At 43.5% G+C, this 22,707-nt stretch carries 21 protein-coding genes; 9 read left to right on the top strand and 12 right to left on the bottom strand.

Annotated elements, in window-relative coordinates:
• The first annotated feature begins 300 nt into the window (after positions 1 to 300).
• Complete coding sequence (locus AND4_RS04520) at positions 301 to 2,442, top strand: condensation domain-containing protein (RefSeq protein ID WP_009841724.1); 2,142 nt, start codon at positions 301 to 303, stop codon at positions 2,440 to 2,442.
• Between the two features lie 107 nt (positions 2,443 to 2,549).
• On the opposite strand, the gene AND4_RS04515 is transcribed toward AND4_RS04520, so the two are convergent.
• Positions 2,550 to 3,428 (bottom strand): AEC family transporter, encoded by an 879-nt coding sequence (locus tag AND4_RS04515; RefSeq protein WP_009841723.1) that lies wholly within the window; start codon positions 3,426 to 3,428, stop codon positions 2,550 to 2,552.
• A 527-nt stretch (positions 3,429 to 3,955) separates the two neighbouring features.
• On the opposite strand from AND4_RS04515, the gene ihfA reads away from it, so the two are divergent.
• A complete protein-coding gene (gene ihfA / locus AND4_RS04510; protein WP_009841722.1) occupies positions 3,956 to 4,252 on the top strand; it encodes an integration host factor subunit alpha in 297 nt (98 codons plus the stop codon).
• A 107-nt stretch (positions 4,253 to 4,359) separates the two neighbouring features.
• On the opposite strand, the gene AND4_RS04505 is transcribed toward ihfA, so the two are convergent.
• A complete protein-coding gene (locus AND4_RS04505; RefSeq protein ID WP_009841721.1) occupies positions 4,360 to 5,133 on the bottom strand; it encodes a RelA/SpoT domain-containing protein in 774 nt (257 codons plus the stop codon).
• A gap of 96 nt (positions 5,134 to 5,229) precedes the next feature.
• Here AND4_RS04505 and AND4_RS20500 point away from each other — a divergent pair, with 96 nt between their 5' ends.
• Together AND4_RS20500 and AND4_RS04500 are read left to right on the top strand one after the other, a co-directional pair.
• Complete coding sequence (locus AND4_RS20500; protein WP_275039045.1) at positions 5,230 to 5,352, top strand: hypothetical protein; 123 nt, start codon at positions 5,230 to 5,232, stop codon at positions 5,350 to 5,352.
• A 108-nt stretch (positions 5,353 to 5,460) separates the two neighbouring features.
• Positions 5,461 to 6,111, top strand: coding sequence for a thiopurine S-methyltransferase (locus AND4_RS04500; RefSeq protein WP_009841720.1), 651 nt, complete (start codon positions 5,461 to 5,463; stop codon positions 6,109 to 6,111).
• Between the two features lie 54 nt (positions 6,112 to 6,165).
• Here the strand turns inward: AND4_RS04500 and purT are convergent, their stop codons facing one another.
• Entirely contained in the window at positions 6,166 to 7,341 is a 1,176-nt protein-coding gene (gene purT, locus AND4_RS04495) for a formate-dependent phosphoribosylglycinamide formyltransferase (protein WP_009841719.1), read from the bottom strand.
• 204 nt (positions 7,342 to 7,545) lie between these two features.
• Here purT and AND4_RS04490 point away from each other — a divergent pair, with 204 nt between their 5' ends.
• Entirely contained in the window at positions 7,546 to 8,244 is a 699-nt protein-coding gene (locus AND4_RS04490; RefSeq protein WP_009841718.1) for a hypothetical protein, read from the top strand.
• 69 nt (positions 8,245 to 8,313) lie between these two features.
• Here AND4_RS04490 and cdd read toward each other — a convergent pair whose 3' ends face one another.
• The 7 genes from cdd to AND4_RS04455 all read right to left on the bottom strand — a co-directional run bounded on the left by cdd (position 8,314) and on the right by AND4_RS04455 (position 15,292).
• Positions 8,314 to 9,201, bottom strand: a complete 888-nt coding sequence (cdd, locus tag AND4_RS04485; protein WP_009841717.1) for a cytidine deaminase — start codon at positions 9,199 to 9,201, stop codon at positions 8,314 to 8,316.
• Between the two features lie 246 nt (positions 9,202 to 9,447).
• Positions 9,448 to 10,125 carry an LrgB family protein gene (locus tag AND4_RS04480; RefSeq protein ID WP_009841716.1) on the bottom strand — a complete coding sequence of 226 codons (678 nt, stop codon included), beginning with the start codon at positions 10,123 to 10,125 and terminating at the stop codon, positions 9,448 to 9,450.
• Position 10,126: 1 nt separating this feature from the next.
• Complete coding sequence (locus AND4_RS04475; protein ID WP_009841715.1) at positions 10,127 to 10,501, bottom strand: CidA/LrgA family protein; 375 nt, start codon at positions 10,499 to 10,501, stop codon at positions 10,127 to 10,129.
• Positions 10,502 to 10,559: 58 nt separating this feature from the next.
• Complete coding sequence (sbcB, locus tag AND4_RS04470) at positions 10,560 to 11,981, bottom strand: exodeoxyribonuclease I (RefSeq protein WP_009841714.1); 1,422 nt, start codon at positions 11,979 to 11,981, stop codon at positions 10,560 to 10,562.
• A gap of 161 nt (positions 11,982 to 12,142) precedes the next feature.
• Positions 12,143 to 12,823 (bottom strand): DUF1826 domain-containing protein, encoded by a 681-nt coding sequence (locus AND4_RS04465; protein ID WP_043991452.1) that lies wholly within the window; start codon positions 12,821 to 12,823, stop codon positions 12,143 to 12,145.
• Between the two features lie 207 nt (positions 12,824 to 13,030).
• Entirely contained in the window at positions 13,031 to 14,404 is a 1,374-nt protein-coding gene (locus tag AND4_RS04460; RefSeq protein WP_009841712.1) for an L-cystine transporter, read from the bottom strand.
• Between the two features lie 192 nt (positions 14,405 to 14,596).
• Positions 14,597 to 15,292 (bottom strand): NAD(P)H-binding protein, encoded by a 696-nt coding sequence (locus AND4_RS04455; protein ID WP_009841711.1) that lies wholly within the window; start codon positions 15,290 to 15,292, stop codon positions 14,597 to 14,599.
• A 945-nt stretch (positions 15,293 to 16,237) separates the two neighbouring features.
• Between AND4_RS04455 and AND4_RS04450 the strand changes: the two genes are divergently transcribed.
• The 4 genes from AND4_RS04450 to btuD all read left to right on the top strand — a co-directional run bounded on the left by AND4_RS04450 (position 16,238) and on the right by btuD (position 21,151).
• Complete coding sequence (locus AND4_RS04450; RefSeq protein ID WP_009841710.1) at positions 16,238 to 18,037, top strand: M3 family oligoendopeptidase; 1,800 nt, start codon at positions 16,238 to 16,240, stop codon at positions 18,035 to 18,037.
• A 233-nt stretch (positions 18,038 to 18,270) separates the two neighbouring features.
• Positions 18,271 to 19,299: a succinylglutamate desuccinylase gene (locus AND4_RS04445; protein WP_009841709.1), complete on the top strand. Its 1,029-nt coding sequence runs from the start codon at positions 18,271 to 18,273 to the stop codon at positions 19,297 to 19,299.
• Between the two features lie 102 nt (positions 19,300 to 19,401).
• The gene (gene btuC, locus AND4_RS04440) at positions 19,402 to 20,397 is read left to right on the top strand and encodes a vitamin B12 ABC transporter permease BtuC (RefSeq protein WP_009841708.1); all 996 of its coding nucleotides are present in this window, start codon (positions 19,402 to 19,404) and stop codon (positions 20,395 to 20,397) included.
• Positions 20,384 to 21,151 carry a vitamin B12 ABC transporter ATP-binding protein BtuD gene (gene btuD, locus AND4_RS04435; RefSeq protein WP_009841707.1) on the top strand — a complete coding sequence of 256 codons (768 nt, stop codon included), beginning with the start codon at positions 20,384 to 20,386 and terminating at the stop codon, positions 21,149 to 21,151. The genes btuC and btuD overlap by 14 nt, the downstream gene beginning before the upstream one ends.
• A gap of 179 nt (positions 21,152 to 21,330) precedes the next feature.
• Here the strand turns inward: btuD and AND4_RS04430 are convergent, their stop codons facing one another.
• Positions 21,331 to 21,906 carry a nucleoside triphosphate pyrophosphohydrolase family protein gene (locus AND4_RS04430; RefSeq protein WP_009841706.1) on the bottom strand — a complete coding sequence of 192 codons (576 nt, stop codon included), beginning with the start codon at positions 21,904 to 21,906 and terminating at the stop codon, positions 21,331 to 21,333.
• A gap of 106 nt (positions 21,907 to 22,012) precedes the next feature.
• Entirely contained in the window at positions 22,013 to 22,594 is a 582-nt protein-coding gene (locus AND4_RS04425; RefSeq protein WP_009841705.1) for a DUF1415 domain-containing protein, read from the bottom strand.
• Between the last annotated feature and the right edge of the window lie 113 nt (positions 22,595 to 22,707).

Here is a 22,707-nt window from a genome sequence, read left to right as displayed (position 1 = left end):
GAGTAGGTAATAACATCCAAAATGTTTTTTTGATGGATAATAAGATCACAACTTGACTCTAAAAAGCCTTTATAGGCACTTAAATTGAGAGTAATAAAATATTTCTCGGCAAAAGGCACAATATCGATTGGCAAATGTCATGTTTCTGAACCCTAATTTATAATTAGCTTGACGTGAAATGCAAACCTAAATGATAATCAATCCTATCACTATTATAGTGTTTGGGTATACAATTAAATGCATAATTTTAAAAAAATAAATACTTGCTCATTGAGCGGTTAGAAAAGAGTCAAAAAATCTATGTACAACGTCACAAAAGAAACAAAAAATCGACTATCAATCACCGAGGCTGAAGAGATAATATGGATGCAGCAACAGCAAGAACCAGAAAGTATTGAATGGTCTATTTCTGCTTATATTATTGATAATAAGTGTAAAAATGAGGTGGCTATCGCGGCTTTCAAAAAACTCGCAATAACAGATTTGGAACTAAATCTACGCTATGGATTCTCTGAGGATTTCGAGTTGGAAAAGTGGCTTGAGGAAGGAGATGAGAAGCTAAGTAATTTGATTCAAGCGAGGATTGAACAAGTTCCGGAGCTAGTAAAAAAGCTGAAAATGACGCCTTGGGTGCCTGAAAATGAGCCACCATTTAGAATGGTTATCGTAGAAACAGAAACAAAGAAATACTTATTTAATCTTTATCATCCTATATTAGAAAATAAAATCAAAGATTTGAATGTAATTGACAGTTTAAAGAAAAACTACAATTTCCTTAATAATGAATTGTTGATAGAAAGCTTTATTAAAGAAAGCGTAAATATCTCAGATTTAAATTCCCTTAATAAAAACAGTGATAATATAAAGGACATAATTTTAACTGAGTTTAGAACGAGCCTTAATGATCAGGATATAGAGCTAGACGATGATTTTTTTGAAGTGGGTGGGCATTCTCTGTTGGCCACGCGAATAATCGGAAACCTGATGAACAATCACGGCATCGAAATTAGTTTCAATGACTTTTTTAAATTCCCAAGTGCAGAAACACTGGCAGATTGTGCTTCACTAAATCAATCTTCTTCAAGTGCTATGGCCGCAGTCAAGCAAGACAGGTCTTCGCCGCGTTCAGTATTAAGGGAGGTCGCACCGTTGTCGTTTGCTCAAGAGTTCCTTTGGGATGCTCACGTTGCCACAGGTAAATGTGCGATCTTTAATTTGCCATTTGCCATGCGTTTTGATGCCGAAGTCGATGAAAAGGCATTTAAACTCGCCTTTTTGGACCTGATAATTCGACATTCAGGTCTCAGAACGCTCTTTGCTGATATGGATGGAAGTGTCGTACAGCAAGTCATAGAGGAGCAAGACCTTCCGAATTATGAATGGTTTTGGGACAGCTCAGAGGTAGATGACGCAAGCCTAGAATCGGAAGCTGCTTACGTGTTTGATTTAGGAAGTGAGTTACCTTTGCGAGTTCGCTTCTTTAGAGACCAAAAGACTGGTCAACAAATTCTTTCTTTTCTTATTCACCACATGGTTATCGATGAGTGGTCATTGAATAATCTGATGACGGAACTATCACAAGCGTATCTGGCTCGTATGCAAAATTTAGCGCCTATTTGGGATAAACCAGCGCTCGCTATTCGTGACTACGCTACTGTTCAAAGAGAGCGTGGCGTCAATGCCGAGGATCTAGGTTATTGGGTTGAACGATTACAAGGTGCGACCCCTGGCTTGGAGATAGCGAACTCAGATGTTGAGCTTCACTCAGCGGATGTTAACCCGATTGAAGCTCACTGGGTTGAAATTGATTTGGGGGCGCATGCGCATGATGTGGTCTCTTCGATCGCTAGAGTGCACAACTCATCAATTTTTAGTGTCGTTTACTCTGCCATCGCTCAAGCGCTGCATGAAGAGGGTGATTTAAAAGATCTCGTCATCGGTACGTCTGCATCAGGGCGCGATGATGCCAAGTATTTTGATTCAGTAGGGTACTTTACCACCATGGTTGCACATCGTGTAATGTTCAAACCTGAACAACCATTTGTCGAATTGGTAAAAGAAGTCACTCAAACCATCAACGATTCCATGTCACACGCGACGGTACCTATTGATAGAGTGCAGCGTGAACTTGGTTTAGACCCAAAGAATGGACTCTTATTCGACGTATATGCGCAGATTCATGCAGATAATGCTCTATACGGGTCATTGGCACAACCAGATGGTGATTCCATTTCTTACCAGCAAATCCTTCCCAATAAAACCGAGTCACTATTTGCTTTACAGTTTGAGATGATGGAGAACGTCGTCAAGGGTGAACGTACTTTACGACTGATCGTGACTTATCAAACCGCACGTTACAGTGCAGAGCAAATAGCAAGCATTGGTCAGAAAGTGAAAGGCATCCTATCTAATCAAACCGTGCCGATGCACGAAAAAGTCTAAAACTAAGTAAATGCAACAATGACCTACGATGTTAGAAGGTCATTGTTGCTCATTGAAGGCTCATATTGGAGTCAAGCTTATTGCTGTTCTGTAATCTTAAGAAGCAGTTAAGAGAGTGATATTGTAAACATCAGCAACAAAGGTAGCGTGATTATGCTGAAAAAATTCCCAAACAGAACCATGGAAGCGACAGTCATTGGTTCAATGTTCAAACGCTCTGCAAACAAATAATTCATTACCGCTGGTGGCAGCATAGTAAATAACACCATCATTTGTAGTTGCATTGTTGGTAAAGGAATGACCCAATAGATAATCGCAAACGAGATTGCGCCCGTCACAAGCGATTGTAGCGTACACATAAGACCAACCTTCAGTCCCTCAAGCCTTAGATTCAACATTTGCGCACCTAAAGAGAGCAGCATAACGGGTACCGCAGCTTGGCCAAGTAATGCTGTCGCGTCATATAAAGGGCCCCAAAAACCCATTCCAGATAGGTTAATCGCCAATGCGAGTGCAGCGGACAAGAAAATAGGCATTTTAACGATTTGCTTGAGTGGGTTGCCGTTACTTAGAAGAGCGACACCTAAACTGATGTGTAAACAAGAAGAAACGACAAACAACAACACAGCAGCGGGGAGAGCAGAATCGCCGAAAGAATAGGTGAACAATGGGATTGCGAGGTTGCCGCTATTTCTAAACATGTGTGGTGGCGCCCATGTTTTAAAGGAAAGCCCGCTCAGTTTTGCAATTGGCACCATTACAACACCGGGTATGACGACAGCAAAAATAGCCGCGAGCAAAAGAGGAACTTGGCCCATATTGATCGGCATACTGACCAGCGATGAAAATACAAGTGCTGGCGTGAAGATATCCATATTGATACGATTTATTGGGGGGAAGTCAGGTTTGACATAACGACCAACTAGATAGCCAACAAAGACCAAGGCAAAAACCGGGAATAAAATGCTGACGACTTGGAGAAGCATGTTGCTAATTTGTGCTGGGAAAGGATATGCAAACAGTATCAATTTTTTTGTTCATCGTCATGGCATAGCGTAGGGAATTTGGTCTTTATTCAAGTTCTATTCTCAGTTGGCATAGAAAAAACAGAGTAAAATAGCAACCCCTGAAGCCAGTACAAACTGTTAACCTAGTGACTCAAGCCACTGAAAAGATGAGAAGTTTCATGTCAGAAGCTGGTAAAAAATACGGTACCTGATTTTTTTGTTAAATAGTTTTAAATATTGATTTTGTGTTTTTAAATGGTTTTTCGTCCTGGTAAAGCTCTTTGCCTCAGGTTTAATTAAAGTAAAATGTGGTAATTTCGGGGTTAAAAAACTTCGATGGTAAAGTATTCGGTATATTAGCAAGTAAAAAAGTTGGCGAAAATCATAAGCTTGGCATACACTTCCAATTGTAACCCCGATATGTTGTTGAATTGGTAGGGTAAAACTGCTCTAGAGCTACACACATTTTATGTAGCATTGTTTAACATAGCTTTGAGGAAAGTTTTATGGCGCTCACAAAAGCCGAACTTGCAGAAGACCTGTTTGATAAATTGGGATTTAGTAAACGGGACGCCAAGGAAACGGTGGAAGTGTTCTTTGAAGAAATTCGTAAGGCACTAGAAAGTGGCGAACAGGTAAAGCTGTCAGGTTTCGGTAATTTTGACCTTCGCGACAAAAACGAACGGCCTGGTCGTAACCCTAAAACTGGTGAAGATATCCCTATAACGGCTAGACGCGTCGTTACGTTTCGCCCGGGCCAGAAATTGAAAGCTCGCGTAGAGAACATAAAAGCAAACCAGTAAGCCATCCTAGATGGAATAGACCACGCTTTGTCGTGGTCTTTTTGTATGTGTCAAAACAAATGAGAAACCGCTGAATTGCTCTGGTGGTTTCTCAACATTTGGCTAACTTACGCTGCTTCAATGTGTGTTGTGAGGTATGGTTGCCACGCTTTTTGGTACAAGTTTTTTGATTGAACACGCATTTTTCTAATGGATGCGGTCTCAATGTCGGTTAGGTTTCGTTGTTCTACCAACGCTTGTCGCTCAATCTTTTGGATCTGCTCGTATAAGTCATGCTCTGGACCACTTTTTACATCAGCAATTGCCTTGAGGTGTAATTGTACTTCCGTAATCAAACCTGTTTTAGGGAGACGAACCAGCAGGTTTAAGTCTCGATAGCCTGATGCCGTGGGTTTCTTAAAGCGGTTTTTCACTTTGACAATGGTGGTTTCGCGTTCTAATGCTTCATAAACGGATACAAGGCTTGCAACGTCATTTGCAACTATGGTTGCTCGCGCTAAGTCTGTAATTCGTTCTACTTGGCCATCCAACTCGTGAGTAATTTTCTCTTTGGCGCGATGTTGAGATTTAATACCGGCAAAGTAAGGCTGGGTGCCAGTCAGCAGGGCGGCATTTTTACAGATACCTTCTAGTTCGAACTGAGCTTGCTGCGCTTTGCTGTATAGCTCTTCGAAATCTGCATAAGGCTGAGTGGGTGCGAAGTCGGTTGACTGGATACCATACAAACCACTAAGGCTGTGTTTGAACAATTTTGAGCAAACTTCATTTTGGCTTGCAGAACGCTCTTGCTCGTTACTCGGGACATTTGGAAGTGCGGCAAACGCTGGCGCACGGCTCAGTATTAGAAGCATCAATGCTGTAGTACGTAGAAATAAGCTCATTCATTCTCCTTAACTTGCTTACACTTAGAAAATGGGTAACGAAAGGTCACTAAGATTTGCAAATCAGGCACTACTTCAGCTAATTGGGGCTCTAGTATGGATTCCAAGATTGAGAATCAACCTTATGGCGAAATCATGCTGCAGAAGGCCATCGTACTCAACCACATTTTGCAACTTCACTATGAAAGCTGTATAGCCATATTATCACTGCTGCATTAACCAAAGATGAACAGCATAGACAAAATTGAAAAAACCGTTAGTCTTAGTCTCCAAAATAAAAGCGCAGAGCTCGAATCCCCAACCAGCTGATAAGACAAGTAGAGTTAAATGAGAGATCAAGAATTTTGGCATAATAAATGGGCGAGTAACCAAATTGGTTTTCACCTCGATGATGTGAATCCACTACTAACTGAATTCTGGCAGCATACGAACCCAAGACGTGAAGATACTGTATTGGTTCCCTTGTGCGGTAAGTCAGAAGATCTAATTTGGCTAGCGACGAAACACGATCAAGTGCAAGGTGTAGAGCTCAGTTTGATCGCTGTACGCGCATTTTTTGCCGAGCACTTCTACACACCGACAGTCACGCCGTTAAGTGGCATGCATGAGTTGTATCAGTTTGATGAGTTGTCGATTTACACTGGTGACTTCTTTACTGCACCTGTCTCTAAAGCGGATATCATTTATGACCGCGCGGCGCTCGTTGCATTGCCTCAATCAATGCGAGAAGAGTATGCAACTCGTATTAAGTCACTGTTGAACCCTGGCGGACGTATTCTACTTGTGACCCTTAATTATTCGCAGGACGAGATGTCAGGCCCTCCATTCAGCGTCCCAGTGGAAGAGATAAAACAGTTGTTTGAGGGTTATAAGCTGACTTGCTTGAACGTTGACCGAGCCGACGAAAATCACCCGAAAATCGCTAAGAAAGGGCTCAGTCGATTTTGTGAAGAAGTGTACTTAATAGAGAGTGAGTAATTATCGTACTTAAAAAAGGAAAAGCGCAGCCAATTGAGCTGCGCTTGTGTTCTATCAGTAAACGATCTGTATTTTAGATGCATTATTCACTGCATCTTGTATCGAACCTTCAATAGTTTTACGTCGTGTTAAAACAACACCCAAGCGACGACGACCGTCTATATAAGGCTTAGCAAACAAGCGTACTTGAGTTTGTGGTTGGGCCAGTGCTTTAACAATGTTGTCAAAGCGGATATCGTTTGATTTACCTTGTCCTAAAATGACGGCTGAGGCCGATGGTCCATACTGAGTGATGTGACCAATCGGCATGCCAGTAAACGCTCGAACATGGAGTGCAAATTCAGACATTTCTTGAGAAATCATAGTTACCATGCCAGTATCGTGCGGGCGTGGGGAGACTTCGTTAAAAATGACCTTGTCACCTTTAACAAATAGCTCCACACCAAAAATACCGTAGCCACCTAACGCGTTAACGACTTTTTCTGCCGCATATTCAGCGGCGTTGATGGCGCTGTCTGACATTGCTTGCGGCTGCCACGATTCACGATAATCTCCATCTTCTTGGCGGTGTCCGATTGGGGCACAAAAATGGACGCCATCAATCGCGCGCACCGTTAGCAGTGTGATTTCGTAGTCGAAGTCAATAAAGCCTTCAACGATGACCCGTCCAGCACCTGTGCGGCCACCTTGTTGCGCGTAATCCCATGCTATTTGGATATCTGCTTCTGTTTTAATGACGCTTTGGCCTTTGCCAGACGAGCTCATGACAGGCTTAACCACGCATGGGATACCTACATGCTCAACTGCCGCTTTAAAGTCTTTGAAGTTATCAGCAAACTGATATGGGGAGGTTGTTAGGCCTAGCTCTTCAGCTGCGAGCCTTCGAATACCCTCACGGTTCATCGTTAGTTTTGTCGCTTTTGCCGTAGGGACTACGTTCAAGCCTTGCCTTTCTAACTCAACCAACTTATCAGTCGCGATGGCTTCAATTTCTGGCACCACATAAGCAGGTTGTTCTTTAGCGATGATCTCTTCTAGCGCTTGAGCATCAAGCATGTCGATGACGTAGCTGCGGTGTGCCACTTGCATAGCAGGTGCATCAGCATAACGGTCACATGCTATTACTTCCAAACCAAGGCGCTGACATTCAATAGCCACTTCTTTACCAAGTTCACCAGACCCCAAAAGTAATACGCGGGTAGCATGAGTGCTAGTTGCCGTGCCAAACATAGTTTTCCCTTACAAAATAAAGTGATGTAACTGAACTTGGAGAATCATACTGAAATCGAAGTGCAATGCAAACGTTTGCCTACTGGTCCGCGCTGCCATTTGTATGATTTATATGCAATCAACTGCAATTTATAACCATTCATCTTGAGAATGTATTAAGTCGTGATAGATTCACTGTTCTAATTAGAAAGAGGTCGTAATATAATGAAATACATAAGAATAATTGGTTGTGCTATCGCGGTGATGCTTTTGTCTGGCTGTGTGTCTAAAAAAGCCATGGAGATTCCACCTAACTTTTGGCAAACGGGCGAAGATAAAAATATCGTCGTTGCGTTTGTTCAGCCACCAGAAATGTATGCGCATCGCTCTGGCGGTCAGGGGCTACTAGATATGGCAATCAATGAGATAGTGACTGATAGTGTTGAATCTCATATTCAATCACTGAAGCATGATAAGTTCGAAGTAAGTAAAAGCAAGGTCGCGGAGTTGATAGAGAGTCGTGGTAGTCGCAGTGTGATTCTCCCAGAATATTATGAGGCGACGGACGAACATAAATTGCCGAGAGACCAACGCAAAAAAGGTTATTTCAATTACGATGTTTCTGCCGTTAAGCAACAGTACCAAGCGACACATCTACTTGTTATCCAAACTATGGCTGCTGGCACGCTGCGTAACTACTACGGATTTGTTCCACTTTCATCACCTCGTGGCTATGTTAACGCCGAAGTCACACTCGTTGATCTAAGTAACAATAAGATCGTTATGGAGCACCGAATTTTAGAAGAAGTACTATTACCGGAAGATGTCGATTGGGATGATCCAGAAAACCAATACCCTGAAATCACTAAGGTTGTAAATTTGGCGTTGGAAAACGCAGCAAATCGACTCACTGAGTTGCTGTAACGCAAGCTTGTTGTTACTCGTTATAAAGAAAAAGAGCCCTTTGAGGCTCTTTTTAAAACGGTTTATCAATTAAACGTTCACAAAGCTTACTGGAATGTCAGGGTTGAGTGTTTCAAGCGTTGATTGAGTATCTGCGAGATGGCTGATCTTTCCTTGCGAATTTTCGACCAATGCTGCGGCTTTAATGTTATCAAATTGCTCGCCAGCCATCAGGATTTGAATTAATGCGACCTGAAGTGGTGGAAGACTAGGGTTGAATGCCGCGTTCTCTGCATAAGCGCCATGGAATACACGGCCATTGTTCATCTCAAGAGCGATACCGCTCAAGTTGTTGGTGTAAGGGGCGTGGCTGATATTCATCGCATTGATAGCTGCTTGGATAAGAGTATCGTCCTCATCACAAACGAATTCGTGCTTCACTTCTGTCATAAGGCCAGACTCAATGCCCAAGTCCGCAGGACCGAACGCTTCTGGGAGGTAGTGGTGGAGTGATTGCTCTTCCCGCTCTGGTAATTGGATCTTTAATTCTTTTGCCGTGCTTAGCTCGTTCATGAACTGGCGACAGTGACCACAAGGACTGTAGTTAATGGTGATGTCTTTCACACCATGTTCGCCTTTCATCCACGCGTGGCTAATGGCGCATTGTTCGGCATGAACGGTTTGACCTAGCTGAACACCGAAAAATTCCATGTTCGCGCCAAAGTAAAGACGGCCAGTAAGGCCGCGAACGATCGCACCTACATAAAATTCAGAAATAGAAGCGTAAGAAAACGCGGCGGCGAAAGGGAGCAGAGCAACACGAAGCGCTTTGTCTGAAAGATTGGTCGCGCACAATAGCTCGTCAAACTGTTGTTCAGAAAGAGTGGCATCAAAATCGTCAGCTAAAACGATAGGAGCAAGATGTGTTGAAAGTGCTTCTGGAGCGCTTGCTAGCGCCTGTTCAATGCGACTTTTCATGTCGAATCCTTGTTATTGCATGGACAGTTATTCTAGGTGAAAGGCAGAAATCTTCCGTGCGTCAGATCACGTAAATTAATGCAAAAACATTACACGTTACATATTTAGAGTGCGGTCACACATGTATTCGATTTCACTATGATTTAACGTTAACTCAGTCTCACTAACAACCATACTAGTATATATTCACATTAAAAGTGTCGCAGGAAGAGACGGAGTCCGCTCACTTAAAAAGTGAGCGAGCCGTTATTGATATAGCCAAACAGCCAGAGCGAAGAAGCTTGGTGCAAGAATAGACGTGATGATGCCGCAAAGCACTAAAGCGAGGGACGAAAAAGCGGCATCTCCGGGCTGTTTCTCTGCGCATGTTGCCGTGCCGAGTGCGTGCGAAACTGTTCCCATTGTCAAACCGCGAGCGATAGGGTGCTTGATGCCAACAAGGTTAAAGATCGGATAAGCTAAAATTGCACCAAATAAGCCTACAATAAGTACGAGTATCGCAGCGACCGCGGCCTCACCGCCCAGATGGCTGGAAATTTCCATAGCGATGGGCGTCGTGACTGATTTCCCCATTAAACTTGCGATCAGGCTTATATCAGCCTTGAAAGCTACGGCAATGAGTGTCGTCGTGAGCATTGACATGACGCTACCCAGAGAGCACGCTAGGGCAATAATACGCCAGTTTGCCTTTATCTGTGGTAGTTGCTCATACAAAGGGTACGCGAGTGCGACAACAGCAGGTTGCAGTAAGAAGCTTATATACTCGTTGTCGGCGTAGTAGGTTTCAAAAGGTACCTTTAAAAAGGTCAACAAAGGGATCAATACAGCAATGCTAATAAGAAGCGGGTTTGCGATAGGGTTGTTGATCTTTACGGCGATTTGACGAGCGGCAAGGAAAACCACAATAGTGACAATTAACCACATATTAGTGCTTCTCCTTTAGTAAGTAATCTAAGAACCAAGCCAAGCTGACCAATACGATCAGTGAGCCACCTACTGCACTCGCGACAATGGGGAGTGCATTCGCCATTAACATATCGAAGTGCTGCATCAAACCGACACTGATTGGAACGAATAATAAGATCATATAACGAATGAAAAGCGTTGCTCCGGGCTTAACCCATTCGACTTTTACCAATCCAAGGATCATAGATAAAAACAGCACAAGCATACCAATGACACTTCCAGGAACAGAAATACCAGTGAAGTTTTGAATAGTATTACCGATGCCTAGTGCTCCCATGATCAGGACTAGGGAAACAAGTAAATGAACCAGCTGTAGTAATCGTTCTTTTATCATTTTGGTAGCACATAAAATTTCAAGCACACTCAGAGGTGCGCTTGAATAAGGTAAGAAATTAGGAGGCTAGGCTCTCAACGTAACGATAAACGGATTTTAGTAATGCTATCTTTTTTTCGTCACTTTCATGTTCGTGAACTAAGTTTTCTAAATTCAGCATATATTCTTCAATTTGGCCTTCGAAAACTTCACGACAATGTTGCTCCCAGCGCCTTTGTTCTTGTTCATCCAAGGTGCCCGCATAGTGTCGAGCACGGTATCGGAATAACAATGGCTTAATGCGTTTGTCATCAAACTCTATATCAAGCGCCGCCAGGTTGTGGGCATCCGTTTCGCGAATGATGTCCATCGCTGCGCGATCTGCTGGAGAAAAGAAACCTTCGTAAAGCTGCGTATCCACGTCGTCGCTCTTTTGAAATTCACGTTCAATAGAGAATAGACCAATTAGCTTTTCACGGATCTCTGGATGCTGACGTAGCAATGCTAAATTGTTTAAACATTTCTGGCGGTCAATGCCAATAATTTCTGCATTTTCCGCTGTGAGCGTTTTTGCAGGTGCAAGAATAGGGCATTTGTTCAGATGGATGAGCTTGACTGGTATTGGCAATAGGTCGCCCAGTTCTTCACGCTTTGTGTATAAACGTTCTTGCAATTTTTCTGCTGAAAGCTCTAGGAGCGGTTGAGGATCTTTGGCCAAATCGATCGTAATTACAGCATTATTGTTGGTTGGGTGCCAAGCGACAGGGACAATCCAACTGGTGTATTGGCATTCGCGACCCAACATACCTGATACGTGCATCAATGGCGTCATGTTAACGATATCAACCAACTCGTTCAGTTTTCGCTTGTTACGCATAGAGAAGAAGTAATCGAACAGCTTAGGTTGTGCTGCCTTTACTTTTTTTGCCATTTCAATCGTTGCAATCACATCTGCCATTGCATCGTGGGCGTTACTGTGTTCAATACCGTTAGCAACAGATAAATGCTCAAGTTTGAAGCTCGTAAAGCCTTCATCATTTTCTGGCCACTCAACGCCTTCTGGACGAAGGGCATGACAAGCACGCATTACATCAAGCAAATCCCAACGAGAGTTGCCGTTTTGCCAGCTCCATGCGTACGGGTCAATAAAGTTACGGTAGCAGGTGTAACGAGTAACTTCATCATCGAATCGAATACTATTGTAGCCGAGGCTAGTCGTATTTGGCTTGGAAAGTTCAGCGTGGATCTTGGCGATAAATTCGGGTTCAGATAAGCCTTCTTGCATCGCTTTTTGTGGTGTAATACCAGTGATCAAAGCGGCTTCTGGTGAAGGAAGGTAATCAGCAGGAGGGCGACAATACATCACCAAAGGCTCACCGATGATATTGAAGTTTTCGTCAGTGCGAACACCGGCGAATTGGCTCGGTCGATCTTTAGCTGGGTTTGTTCCCCAAGTCTCGTAATCAAAAAAGAAAAAAGTGGGCTGATTATCTGGGTGCATTCTGTTTACCGTCTACGGAACCTATTGAAGTATTAGACCATTCAATGCTTTGACTCGCAACGAAAGATGCGTGGTGATATTGTGAAATTGAAAAAGCCGAAGAGAAATCTTCGGCTTGATACTTTGTGTTCGATTGATTTCTGAGCGATAACTGGTTTTTATTAGCCAAAGTCGAGGGTGAGTAACAAACGAGTTTCATCGGAACTGAGGTGCGGTGAGCGGTGTACTAAACCTTTATTTTCATTGCCAATCCAGCGTTCCCCTTTAAGTAGAGCCACGTCACCGACAGAAAGGCGCTGGATGTCAGAGTCTTGCTTGTAAAGTCCTGATTCTGCATCAGACATTCCATTGCTACCTCGCCCAAGTTTAGAGCGGTCGATGGTATCGTTTGTTAGCCATTGTGTCGCTGTTCCGTGGTAGGTAGTAACCAACCGGCAAGGTACTTGATCAACGTGAAAGCGTGGGCACATTGGGCTAGTCAGTGTTGCGAGGCGTAATCCCGCACTTTTTAGTTCGAACAAATAACAAAACATATCAACCAGGTCTGCGATATTTCTCAATAGTATTTCTGGTGTGCTTCCGTCAGTAGCGTATTGTAACGCTTCGTAGGTATTTTCTGGAGAAACATCCAGCGATTTGTTAAAGCTAGGGTTGGAGGAAATGAACTGATTGGTAGCTTCAACGAGTGCTTGGTCAAATTGTCGCTGCCAGACGGTAATATTAACTTCCTCCTGATAAATTTCCGCTAACACCGTAGGTTCATTTCTTGATCTGAAAGATGAGGGAAGATGTTCGTTTTGAAGAATACCGGTTAAATTGGGGGCGGGTAAAGTTGAAGGCATGATATAACCTCTGATTCTATCTTTGTGTAATGTTATATCATAACAATTGCTTTTGGAAAGTCGACTGTAACTCTAAGACACTACAAGATTGATAAGTGTCGGAAAGTGAGAAACTTATTGTTTCCTCGAACATCAGTAAAGCTCAAAGTGTAAAAAAGCCGATGGTGTAACATCGGCTTAGTAAGAAAGTGGGCTATTGGGAAGTGTCTATGCTTTTTGTTCCTCCAGCACCACCTCTTCGTTGGCTTTACTCATCACGCGGCTGGTAATAGTGCCGGCTGTCATCGCGCCAGAAACATTCAGTGCAGTTCGAGCCATGTCAATCAGTGGTTCAATAGAGATAAGCAGTGCAGCGATTGTGACAGGTAAACCCATCGCAGGCAGCACAATCAAAGCCGCAAAAGTTGCACCGCCACCAATACCTGCTATGCCGAATGAGCTGATCGTGATGATGGCAATCAGTGACAGAATAAAGTTGATGTCTAGAGGGTCGATACCCATTGTTGGCGCTACCATTACTGCAAGCATTGCTGGGTAGATACCAGCACAACCGTTTTGACCTATGGTCGCTCCGAATGTTGCTGATAAGTTAGCAATTGCTGGTGGTACGTTTAGCTTGGTGATTTGTGCTTCGACATTTAATGGAATGGATGCAGCTGAACTGCGTGAGGTGAAAGCAAACGTCAGCACAGGCCAAATCTTTTTGAAGTATTCCATTGGGCTGACGCCAACAAAAGAAACAAGCAAACCATGCACGAGGAACATTAGCGCAATCGCAACGTAAGAAGCGACGATGAATCCCAATAGGTTAAGTATGTCACTGGTACTAGAGGTCGCGACGACTTTTGCCATAAGTGCGGCAATGCCGTAAGGGGTTAGTGCCATGATCATTTTAACCAGACGCATCACGATAGATTGAGCGGCTTCGACAAAAGCGCGAATTGGCGATTCTAGCTCTTCCTTTTCGGTCATCACTTTTCGCGCAGCGATGCCAACCAAAACGCCAAAAATAACTACAGCAATAATGGAAGTCGAGCGAGCGCCAGTGAGATCCGCAAACGGGTTAGTTGGAATAAAACTGACCAACATCTGAGGTATCGTAAGATCGCTGACTGTTCCTGCGCGGCTCTCCAACACGGCAATACGTGCCGTTTCTCGAGCACCCTCAGTAAGCCCTTCAACAGAAAGTCCAAATAGAGTGGTAACGAGAATACCAATGAATGCAGCGATCGCAGTGGTTAGCAATAAAACTGAAATTGTAATACCAGAAATTTTGCCTAAAGATCCGTCGTTCTCAAGCTTTACCACAGCAGAAACCATAGAAACCAATACCAACGGCATGATCACCATTTTTAACAACCCGACATAACCATTGCCGATGATGCCAACCCATTCGAGTGTTTGAGCGATAACATCGTTGCCTTCGCCATGGATCAGTTGAAGAGAAAGACCAAAAAATGAACCAGCAACTAAACCGATTAACACAAGGCGTGACAATGTGTTCTGTTTTTGTTGTTGGTTGAAAATAAACAATAATATGGCGCAAAACACCACGAGAGAGGCAACCACTGCAAAATTCATAATTTTACCTTATCAATCAGCCCAAAATGCTGATTGTTTTTACACCTTAGATAACAAACTGTGGCGTAAGATAACGTTCGAAGTCTGACTTTTAAAATGAAAAACAGGTATTAGATAGATCGAAAATGAATATAAAAGTGAGACCCACCTCTCGATAAGTCATGCTGAGACGTGTGATTTTTGAGATGTGGCTCAGTCGTAGTGCCGGATGAGGTCGAGCATTTCCCTTCTATGCAAATGAACTACAGGTTCTTCTTGGTAGCTGAAAACTTGATAAATCATCGCTTTGGCTACATTTTGAGCTTGAATAGGCACTAAATTGGACAGTTTCCCCAACATAAGTGGGCGGATTATCTTGAAAAGAGTTTGAACGACTTTTTCGTCGAAACGAGTTTTTTCGCGTTGGCCAATCAGAGGGCCGGGCCTCACAAAAACAAGTTCTTCAAAACCTATTTTCTCAATGTTTTTCTCCATTTGACCTTTGCAAGCGAGGTAGTGGGACGATGAAGAGGCTTTTGCACCCAGACTCGATACGACCGCAAGTCGCTTAACACCAATCAACTTCATTTGTTGAGCAACTTGACATACCAGCTCGACGTCAATTTTTCTTAACCCATTTTTGCTACCCGCTTGTTTTAACGTTGTACCGAGACAAATGAAGCCAATATGGGGGGATAGCCGCTGATCATCCCAGTCATGAATGGTCAGTTCAGCATCCAGTAATGAGATAACTTTATGGTTAGGGTCATCGATGTCGGTTATTGCGCGACGAGAGAGGGAATACAGAGTTTGGATACTAGGCTGCGATACAAGCTGATGGATGACTTCTTTACCCACTAATCCGGTCGCGCCCGCGATTATGACACATACATTTGAATCATTACTCATTGTATTCTTCCTACTAGGGAACAGTTACTTAGAATATTGTAACTTATTTGCATAACTAAGTATTAGGCAGGTTGCCTTTATTTGATGTGTGATGTGTCTACTTCTACACAGTTCGCAATAAATGAAAAGACCCGCGGGACAACGGGTCTTTTGAACTAGGAAAATGAAAGAGGAATGAAACGTCTGGGTAGACGCTTGGGTGGTAGCTTGCCTCTATTCGCATAGCGACGACTTTGATTGGCAAACATGTTTTCTCACTTTCTTATTAGGGACAAGATAACGTAAGCATTAGGTATGCCAGCTTCATCTCAATGAAATCAATGTGGACAAGAATTCATCATTTAAACATCTTGGTGAAGACATGGTTGTTAATTAAAATACTGAAATATATACTTAATCTAATTTTTGACAGTTGTGGTGAGTTTCAGTGAACGCTGTAGATTTACACACATATAGTATGGGTTTATCGTGACTCGTATCCAAACGTAGCCTCAATACTAACACCATTATCAATATTGCTTTCAGAATGAGAAAAGTCATAGTCAAAAAGAAAAAATTAGATGAAATTAATACAGAGAGGCTCAGAATATTGCCTGGGATGGTGAGCTAACCATATCTTGCGTTCGTTCTCAGACCACTAATTTTGTCGATGACAACTTACTAACTATCGTGCATGGTGGAGTCATTAGAACGATAATTGGCCACGTCTTGCTCGATTATTGTGCGTAGGTTGGGCGCATTTTGGGTGTAGAGTGGCGAAGCGAACGGCGATATTCAATATTAGTGATGATACCTATAACTAATATTGAATGAGCAGGTAGTCCCTCAGTTTGCTCGATAGATTCATCATCACTTAAAAATGCACCACGGAAGTGCCTACGCTCGGATCTCGATAGATTCTCAAGGTGAAAAGCGTCGGCCTGATTATATCAAAAGGAACCATAAATGACTGCTCCTAGCTGGGACTTATCCATCGTTTATAACGATCTTGCTGACTTTCGTATTCAAGATGACATTGCCCTTGTGGAACAATGCATTGATCTACTCAATAAACAGTCTGCCGACTGCAACTCTGTTGAAGTGATGCAAAACGCAATTTTAACCAGTGAAGCGGCAAGTCGGTTGGCTGGCACTATTGCTAACTTCGCAAACTGTTACGCGTCAGTAGATGCGACAAATACAGAGGCGAAAGCACTGCTTGGTCGTATGACGCGCATCTTCTCCGAGCTTTCTCAAGCTTACAGCGCCTTTGAGCTTAAACTGACTCACGCTGACGAAGAGTTCATTACTCGTGTTTTGGATCATGAAAATCCAGACATCTGTGGTCAGGCGTTTTCTATCCTTAATTCACGTAAGCTTGCTGATACACGCTTAAGCACCGAAGAAGAAAAATTATTAGCGGCAATGAGCGTGGATGGGAAATCTGCGTGGGGTAAGTTATACAATAACCTCACTGGCTCTTTGAAAGTAAAGCTCGACTATGCTGATGGCAAGAGTGAAGCGCTTGGCTTCTCGCAAGCAGCAAGTCTTCTCTATGGCTCTGAATTCGAACGTCAAGAAGCTGCGTGGCGTGGTGTTCAAAAGGCGATGGCAACACATCAAGAGTCTTTTGCTTCTATCCTTAACGCGCTATCAGGTTGGCGTCTGACTGAGAACAAAAAGCGTTCCACCAAATGTGATGTCCATTTCCTTGATCCAAGCTTGCATGGCAGCCGAATCAGAGCGGAAACGTTGGATGCCATGATGAAAGTAGCGAAAGACAGCCGTGAAATTGGTCAAAAAGCCGGTTTGTTGATGGCGAAGGTCCACGGTCTGGATGAGATGAAACCATGGAATCACCTTGCTGCAATGCCCGCTTTGAGCGGTGAGGCGAAAGTCTACCCGTTTGATGAAGCGATTGACGTTATATGTGAAGCATTCGAGACTGTAAGCCCAGATATGTCGGAGTTTGTCCGCATGATGGTACAAAATGGCTGGATTGATGCAGCGCCTAATGCCAATAAACGCCTTGGCGCATACTGCACTAAGCTGCCGGCGACGCGTACACCGCTTGTGTTTATGACGTGGAGTGGCAGTCGCTCAGATCTTATGACGCTTGCTCATGAGCTTGGTCACGCATTTCACAACTGGGTGATTCGTGACTTGCCGCTTTGTCAAACGTACTACCCAATGACGTTGGCAGAAACTGCCTCGATTTTCGCTGAAAATATCGTTCGTGATCATCTGATTTCAAAAGCAGAGAGTGTGGATGACAAACTCGAAATGCTGTGGGAAGAGCTCTCTTCGGCGCTGGCGCTGATGATCAATATTCCAGTTCGTTACGAGTTCGAAAAGGCTTTCTATGAGCGTCGCCAAGAGGGTGAACTGACCGCAGATGAGTTGTGTGAACTGATGTCAGCAACATGGAAAGGCTGGTATGGTGATGTGATGAGCGAAGCTGACCCTTATTTCTGGGCGAGCAAATTGCACTTCTCGATCTCAAGTGTGAGTTTCTATAACTATCCGTATCTATTCGGTTTCTTGTTTAGCAAAGGTATCTACGCTCAACGAGATGCCAAAGGGGATCGCTTTTACGGTGATTATGTTGATCTATTGCGCGATACTGGCAACATGATGGCTGAAGAGGTTGTCGCTAAGCATCTTTCTATGGATCTTACTCAAGCAGAATTCTGGCAGCAAAGTGTGGAACTGGTTCGTGTCAAAGTAGATGAATTTGAGCGTTTACTTGCGCAACGTGGTGAATAAATGCAAAAGTTGATCAAATCATAATGATCTCTTTTAGGGCTGTGGTAAAGTTCACAGCCCTTACTCTCTGTAATTTTTGATTAAACGCCTCAATACTTGATTTGAGTATTTGGTGCGACAAGATATGGGATCTAAATAAATTTGGTGGTTTCTACTCATAAGTGGGATCGTATCAACAAAAATTCTTTGTACAATTTATTAACATATCCGCCGTGCTATCTAAGGAGTAACGCATGACGAAGTCTCTTTTTCGCCAATCGTTTTTAACCGACACGTTAGATGTTCAAACTGATGTCACGGTTGCGGAGTTGGTGCTGTCTAACGGTGTAAAACTTAAACTCTATCAACGTGGTGTTTTAGAGGTAATTCCTGATGAATACACTCAGGCAACCAAGAACGTTATTATCTCTTGTGGTGTTCACGGAGATGAAACCGCACCAATGGAACTGGTGGATTCAATCATTAAAGATATTGAATCTGGTTTTCAGCGAGTCGAGTGTCGCTGTCTTTTCATCATCGCTCACCCAGAATCGACGCTGGCGCATACGCGATTTTTAGAAGAAAACCTCAACAGATTGTTTGATGAGAAAGAGCACGAGCAGACCAAAGAGCTTGCGATTGCCTACACCTTAAAGCAATTAGTCAGAGATTTTTATCAAGGTACGGCGAAGGACACACGTTGGCACTTAGACTTACACTGTGCGATCCGTGACTCAAAACATTACACTTTTGCTGTGAGTCCGAAAACGCGTCATCCTGTTCGTAGTAAAGCTTTGATTGATTTTCTCGACAGCGCACATATTGAAGCGGTGCTGCTGTCCAACTCGCCAACTAGCACATTCAGTTGGTTCAGTGCAGAAAACTATGGTGTCCAAGCCTTAACGATGGAATTGGGCCGCGTGGCTCGAATCGGTGAAAATGATTTAGACAAACTAACGGCATTTGATTTGTCATTGCGTAACCTAATTGCAGAGGCGGAAGCGGAGCATTTGTCTAAACCATGCATCAAGTACCGGGTTAGCCGTACAATCGTGCGTTTACACGAAGACTTCGATTTTATGTTTGATGACAATGTCGAGAATTTTACCTCTTTTGTGCACGGAGAAGTGTTTGGTCACGATGGTGACAAACCTTTGATGGCGAAGAACGATAACGAAGCCGTTGTCTTTCCAAATCGCCACGTTGCAATTGGTCAACGTGCAGCTCTTATGGTGTGTGAAGTGAAAACACGCTATGAAGATGGTGATTTAGTCTACGATTAATCCTGTATCTCCTGAATTTTGGTGAAATAAGGGTTCGAACCCATTTGCAATTTACTAAGGCTTGACTGTAAGGTTAAGCCTTGTTTGCATTTATTGGCTACTATGGATTTTCAACAACTTATCCTTAATAAGGAACAACGTTGGCAACGCAACCTTTTGTGCATGTCCGTGATTTTTCTGCTGCTCTCTGCCATTCACTTGATGGTTGGAGAGGTATTTCTTACTCCTTTTCAAACTCTTTCATCATTTGAACAAAAATTATTGTTGGATTTACGTTTGCCACGCTTGGTTTCTGCCGCCATTATTGGCGCTGCGTTGGCGGTATCCGGTGCAACGCTGCAAGTCTTACTTGGCAACATATTAGCGGAACCTGGTGTTCTCGGTATTTCAGGTGGCGCGAGTTTGGCAATGGTGCTGGCCTTGTTTGTCTTGCCTGTTTTTCCTTCCCCTATGATTTTCATGTTTGCCGCCATTGCAGGCTCGATGCTGTTTACCATCATATTAGTGGTTATAGCGAGGGTGATGAATCTCACAACAGCAAGGCTACTGCTAGTCGGTGTTGCTTTGGGCATTCTGTCAAGCGCGATTGTGACCTGGGCATTCTATTTTAGCGATGACTTGAGCTTGCGTCAGTTAATGTACTGGCTTATGGGCAGCATTGGTGGGGCAAGTTGGTATCAGCACACCGTCACTCTGTTTATGCTACCCGTGCTGATTTGGCTATGCTGCAAGGGTAATACACTGGATAAGTTGATGCTGGGGGAAGTCCATGCCACCCAACTGGGCATTGACGTTCATCAGATACGTTGGAAACTCATTTTGGCAATCTCTGTTCTCGTCGGTGGTGCCGTCGCACTGGGTGGGATAATAAGCTTTGTGGGTTTAGTCGTACCACATATGCTCCGGTTAGCGTTCGGTACAGAAAATCGCTATCTGTTGCCTCTGTCGGCAATATCTGGTGCAGCCCTGTTGGTGTTTGCTGATATTGGTGCACGTTTGTTGCTTAATTCCGCGGAACTGCCTTTGGGGGTCGTCACTACTTCTATCGGCGCGCCTATCTTTATTTGGATGCTGGTGAAAAGTCATGATGCGCGTTAAGCAAATCGCAGTAGGAAGCCGGTTACTGCCGTTGTCTTTTGAATGCAAATCAGGTCAGGTTGTTCATATCGTGGGTCCAAATGGCTCTGGAAAAAGTACATTACTTGGCGCGATCTCTGGCACTTTAACTCAACGTGATGCCGTAAGTGGGGAAGTGCTGGTCGATAATAGCGATCTGCTCGCAATGCCACTATCGGAACAAGCGCATATCCGTGGTTATTTGTGTCAGCAATCGAGACCCGCATTCAATGTTGATGTCTTTCAATACTTGGCGCTTTCATTGCCGACTGGTGCCAATATCAGCAATGCGATAGTACAAGATGCCGTCAATATCGTTACTGAGCTGGTGCAATTGCAAGACATGCTTCATCGAAGTATTCAGACATTATCCGGCGGTGAATGGCAACGTGTCCGTTTAGCAGGGGTGTGTTTGCAAGTTTGGCGCACAATTAACCCTTACTCTCAGTTTTTGATTTTGGACGAGCCTGCAGCACCGCTCGATATTGCCCAAGAAGTACTGCTATACCAGCTCATTAATGCGGTCGCTGCACAAGGTATCGGGGTATTGGTCGCAAACCACGACTTAAATCGAACGTTAAGGCATGCTGATACTGTGCTGTTGCTCAAAAATGGCGTATTGCATTCTTCGGGTCGAGCAAATGAAGTACTAACGGAAGAGGGCTTAGCAGAGGTTTTCCAAACTCAAGTTCGAAAAGTTGTATTGGAAGAAAAAACTTATTTGATCTTTGATTAGCATTAGAAATTATATGTATCTGAGTGAACTTTGATTTGTTCGTGATGAAACTAAAATTTACGCATATTAAATCAATGAAGCTTTTTTATCTCTAATGGGTTGATAGCAAGCGAAATAAAAGGCGCCCACAATATCGAGTAAAGTGGGCGCTGAATTCTATCTATTGTGTAGGAGTAAGTTTATTGTGTTAGTGGCTTAAGGTCTGCAGGGCGGTAGTAAATCGATTTTAGAACCTTGCCTTTACGTACTGTTTTGCCTTCAGAGACAAAATCTTCTCCACACTTCGCAATGATATATTCGCCTTTTTGAACGGCCATGAGCTTAATGCCTTGCTCCGCATAAAATGCCTCCGTTTCCGCATATTCTTTCTCGTTGCGGCACACTTTACTCATGTTACTCGAGTGTACTTCGTCCCAACAAGGAATGAAGTCAATTCCACGATTTACCGCTACGTTAAGCAGAAGATCAATCAGATAACTGATTGCTAGGTTATCTTCAACTTTGCTGTCACCAAGATGTACCAGACGACCCATTAGAACGTAAACGCTGTCAATGATTGCGTCTGCTTGCTCGGTTTTGCAATCTGCTTCCGCTAGTTCAGTAAGTTCTTCGATCGCAAGAGAAGTGTGCAGTGTATCTGCTTGTGCGTCTAGGCTTGCAACATCCGCCACTGGTAGGTCGAAAGTGCTACGGAACTCGGTGATGTCACGGTATAGGTGATCAAAAATCTCTTGGGTTAGCTTTGACAGTTGCATTTTTATGTCCATTGAATCGATAGTAGCCGCATCATATCAAACCGAACTTTAATCCCCAAGTTTTCGATTATAACTGGCTATAAATCTGCCTCTTGGGCTTTGGGTTTTAACCGAACAAATATGGAAAGAGCTTCTTACGTTCTTCTTCTGAAAGCGCAGAGACACGTGCGATATTGGTATCTGGAATCGATTCTGGATTAGGGTAGTGTTTAAGTACTTTTTCCATGCTCTCTTCACGGATCAAATGAAATACTGGGTATGGAGAGCGATTGGTCAGGTTTTCGTGATCTTCAGGGTCTGCACCGCCAAAGCAGTAATCAGGATGGAAAGTGGCAACTTGGAAAATGCCTTCCCAATCTTGCTGCTTGATCAAGCCTTCAACCCAATCAATGAAGAAGTTGTAGTCCCAGAAATCTTGCAGCATGTTCGGAACCACAACCAAGGTTGTCTCCAGTTCTTCTGGCTCGGTATTATTGAGTTCAATCAGTTGAAGCAAAATGTCTTCAAGTAGTGCTTCCTCTTGCGAGGCTGCACTAACGACGATTTTGATTTGTTTATTGCGCTGTGGTTTAGCGGCGAACGGGCAAAGATTCAACCCGATCACGACATCATTGAGCCATTGATTGACTTGCTCTTTGATCGCATGGATATCAGTGTTTAGTGATTCTTGTGTTGTGCGCGTGGACATACGACTTTCTTGCCTTTAGAAACGTGGCGCAAGCATAACAGAACAGCGCCAAGACATAAAATTTAGGGGATTTAACGCTATCCCAAGTCTTAATGTCTCTATTCTACCTAAGC

This window comes from Vibrio sp. AND4, from assembly GCF_000171815.1.
Taxonomy (GTDB): Bacteria; Pseudomonadota; Gammaproteobacteria; order Enterobacterales; family Vibrionaceae; genus Vibrio.
The sequence above is the reverse complement of the archived record's forward strand: the minus strand, read 5'-3'. Positions and strand labels throughout refer to the sequence as shown.

Excerpts from the sequence above, each read along its gene's own strand:
- AND4_RS04520 (WP_009841724.1), top strand. The coding sequence starts at position 301 with ATGTACAACGTCACAAAAGAAACAAAAAATCGACTATCAATCACCGAG.
- AND4_RS04515 (WP_009841723.1), bottom strand. The coding sequence starts at position 3,428 with ATGCTTCTCCAAGTCGTCAGCATTTTATTCCCGGTTTTTGCCTTGGTC.
- ihfA (WP_009841722.1), top strand. The coding sequence starts at position 3,956 with ATGGCGCTCACAAAAGCCGAACTTGCAGAAGACCTGTTTGATAAATTG.
- AND4_RS04505 (WP_009841721.1), bottom strand. The coding sequence starts at position 5,133 with ATGAGCTTATTTCTACGTACTACAGCATTGATGCTTCTAATACTGAGC.
- AND4_RS20500 (WP_275039045.1), top strand. The coding sequence starts at position 5,230 with ATGGATTCCAAGATTGAGAATCAACCTTATGGCGAAATCATGCTGCAG.
- AND4_RS04500 (WP_009841720.1), top strand. The coding sequence starts at position 5,461 with ATGAGAGATCAAGAATTTTGGCATAATAAATGGGCGAGTAACCAAATT.
- purT (WP_009841719.1), bottom strand. The coding sequence starts at position 7,341 with ATGTTTGGCACGGCAACTAGCACTCATGCTACCCGCGTATTACTTTTG.
- AND4_RS04490 (WP_009841718.1), top strand. The coding sequence starts at position 7,546 with ATGAAATACATAAGAATAATTGGTTGTGCTATCGCGGTGATGCTTTTG.
- cdd (WP_009841717.1), bottom strand. The coding sequence starts at position 9,201 with ATGAAAAGTCGCATTGAACAGGCGCTAGCAAGCGCTCCAGAAGCACTT.
- AND4_RS04480 (WP_009841716.1), bottom strand. The coding sequence starts at position 10,125 with ATGTGGTTAATTGTCACTATTGTGGTTTTCCTTGCCGCTCGTCAAATC.
- AND4_RS04475 (WP_009841715.1), bottom strand. The coding sequence starts at position 10,501 with ATGATAAAAGAACGATTACTACAGCTGGTTCATTTACTTGTTTCCCTA.
- sbcB (WP_009841714.1), bottom strand. The coding sequence starts at position 11,981 with ATGCACCCAGATAATCAGCCCACTTTTTTCTTTTTTGATTACGAGACT.
- AND4_RS04465 (WP_043991452.1), bottom strand. The coding sequence starts at position 12,823 with ATGCCTTCAACTTTACCCGCCCCCAATTTAACCGGTATTCTTCAAAAC.
- AND4_RS04460 (WP_009841712.1), bottom strand. The coding sequence starts at position 14,404 with ATGAATTTTGCAGTGGTTGCCTCTCTCGTGGTGTTTTGCGCCATATTA.
- AND4_RS04455 (WP_009841711.1), bottom strand. The coding sequence starts at position 15,292 with ATGAGTAATGATTCAAATGTATGTGTCATAATCGCGGGCGCGACCGGA.
- AND4_RS04450 (WP_009841710.1), top strand. The coding sequence starts at position 16,238 with ATGACTGCTCCTAGCTGGGACTTATCCATCGTTTATAACGATCTTGCT.
- AND4_RS04445 (WP_009841709.1), top strand. The coding sequence starts at position 18,271 with ATGACGAAGTCTCTTTTTCGCCAATCGTTTTTAACCGACACGTTAGAT.
- btuC (WP_009841708.1), top strand. The coding sequence starts at position 19,402 with ATGGATTTTCAACAACTTATCCTTAATAAGGAACAACGTTGGCAACGC.
- btuD (WP_009841707.1), top strand. The coding sequence starts at position 20,384 with ATGATGCGCGTTAAGCAAATCGCAGTAGGAAGCCGGTTACTGCCGTTG.
- AND4_RS04430 (WP_009841706.1), bottom strand. The coding sequence starts at position 21,906 with ATGCAACTGTCAAAGCTAACCCAAGAGATTTTTGATCACCTATACCGT.
- AND4_RS04425 (WP_009841705.1), bottom strand. The coding sequence starts at position 22,594 with ATGTCCACGCGCACAACACAAGAATCACTAAACACTGATATCCATGCG.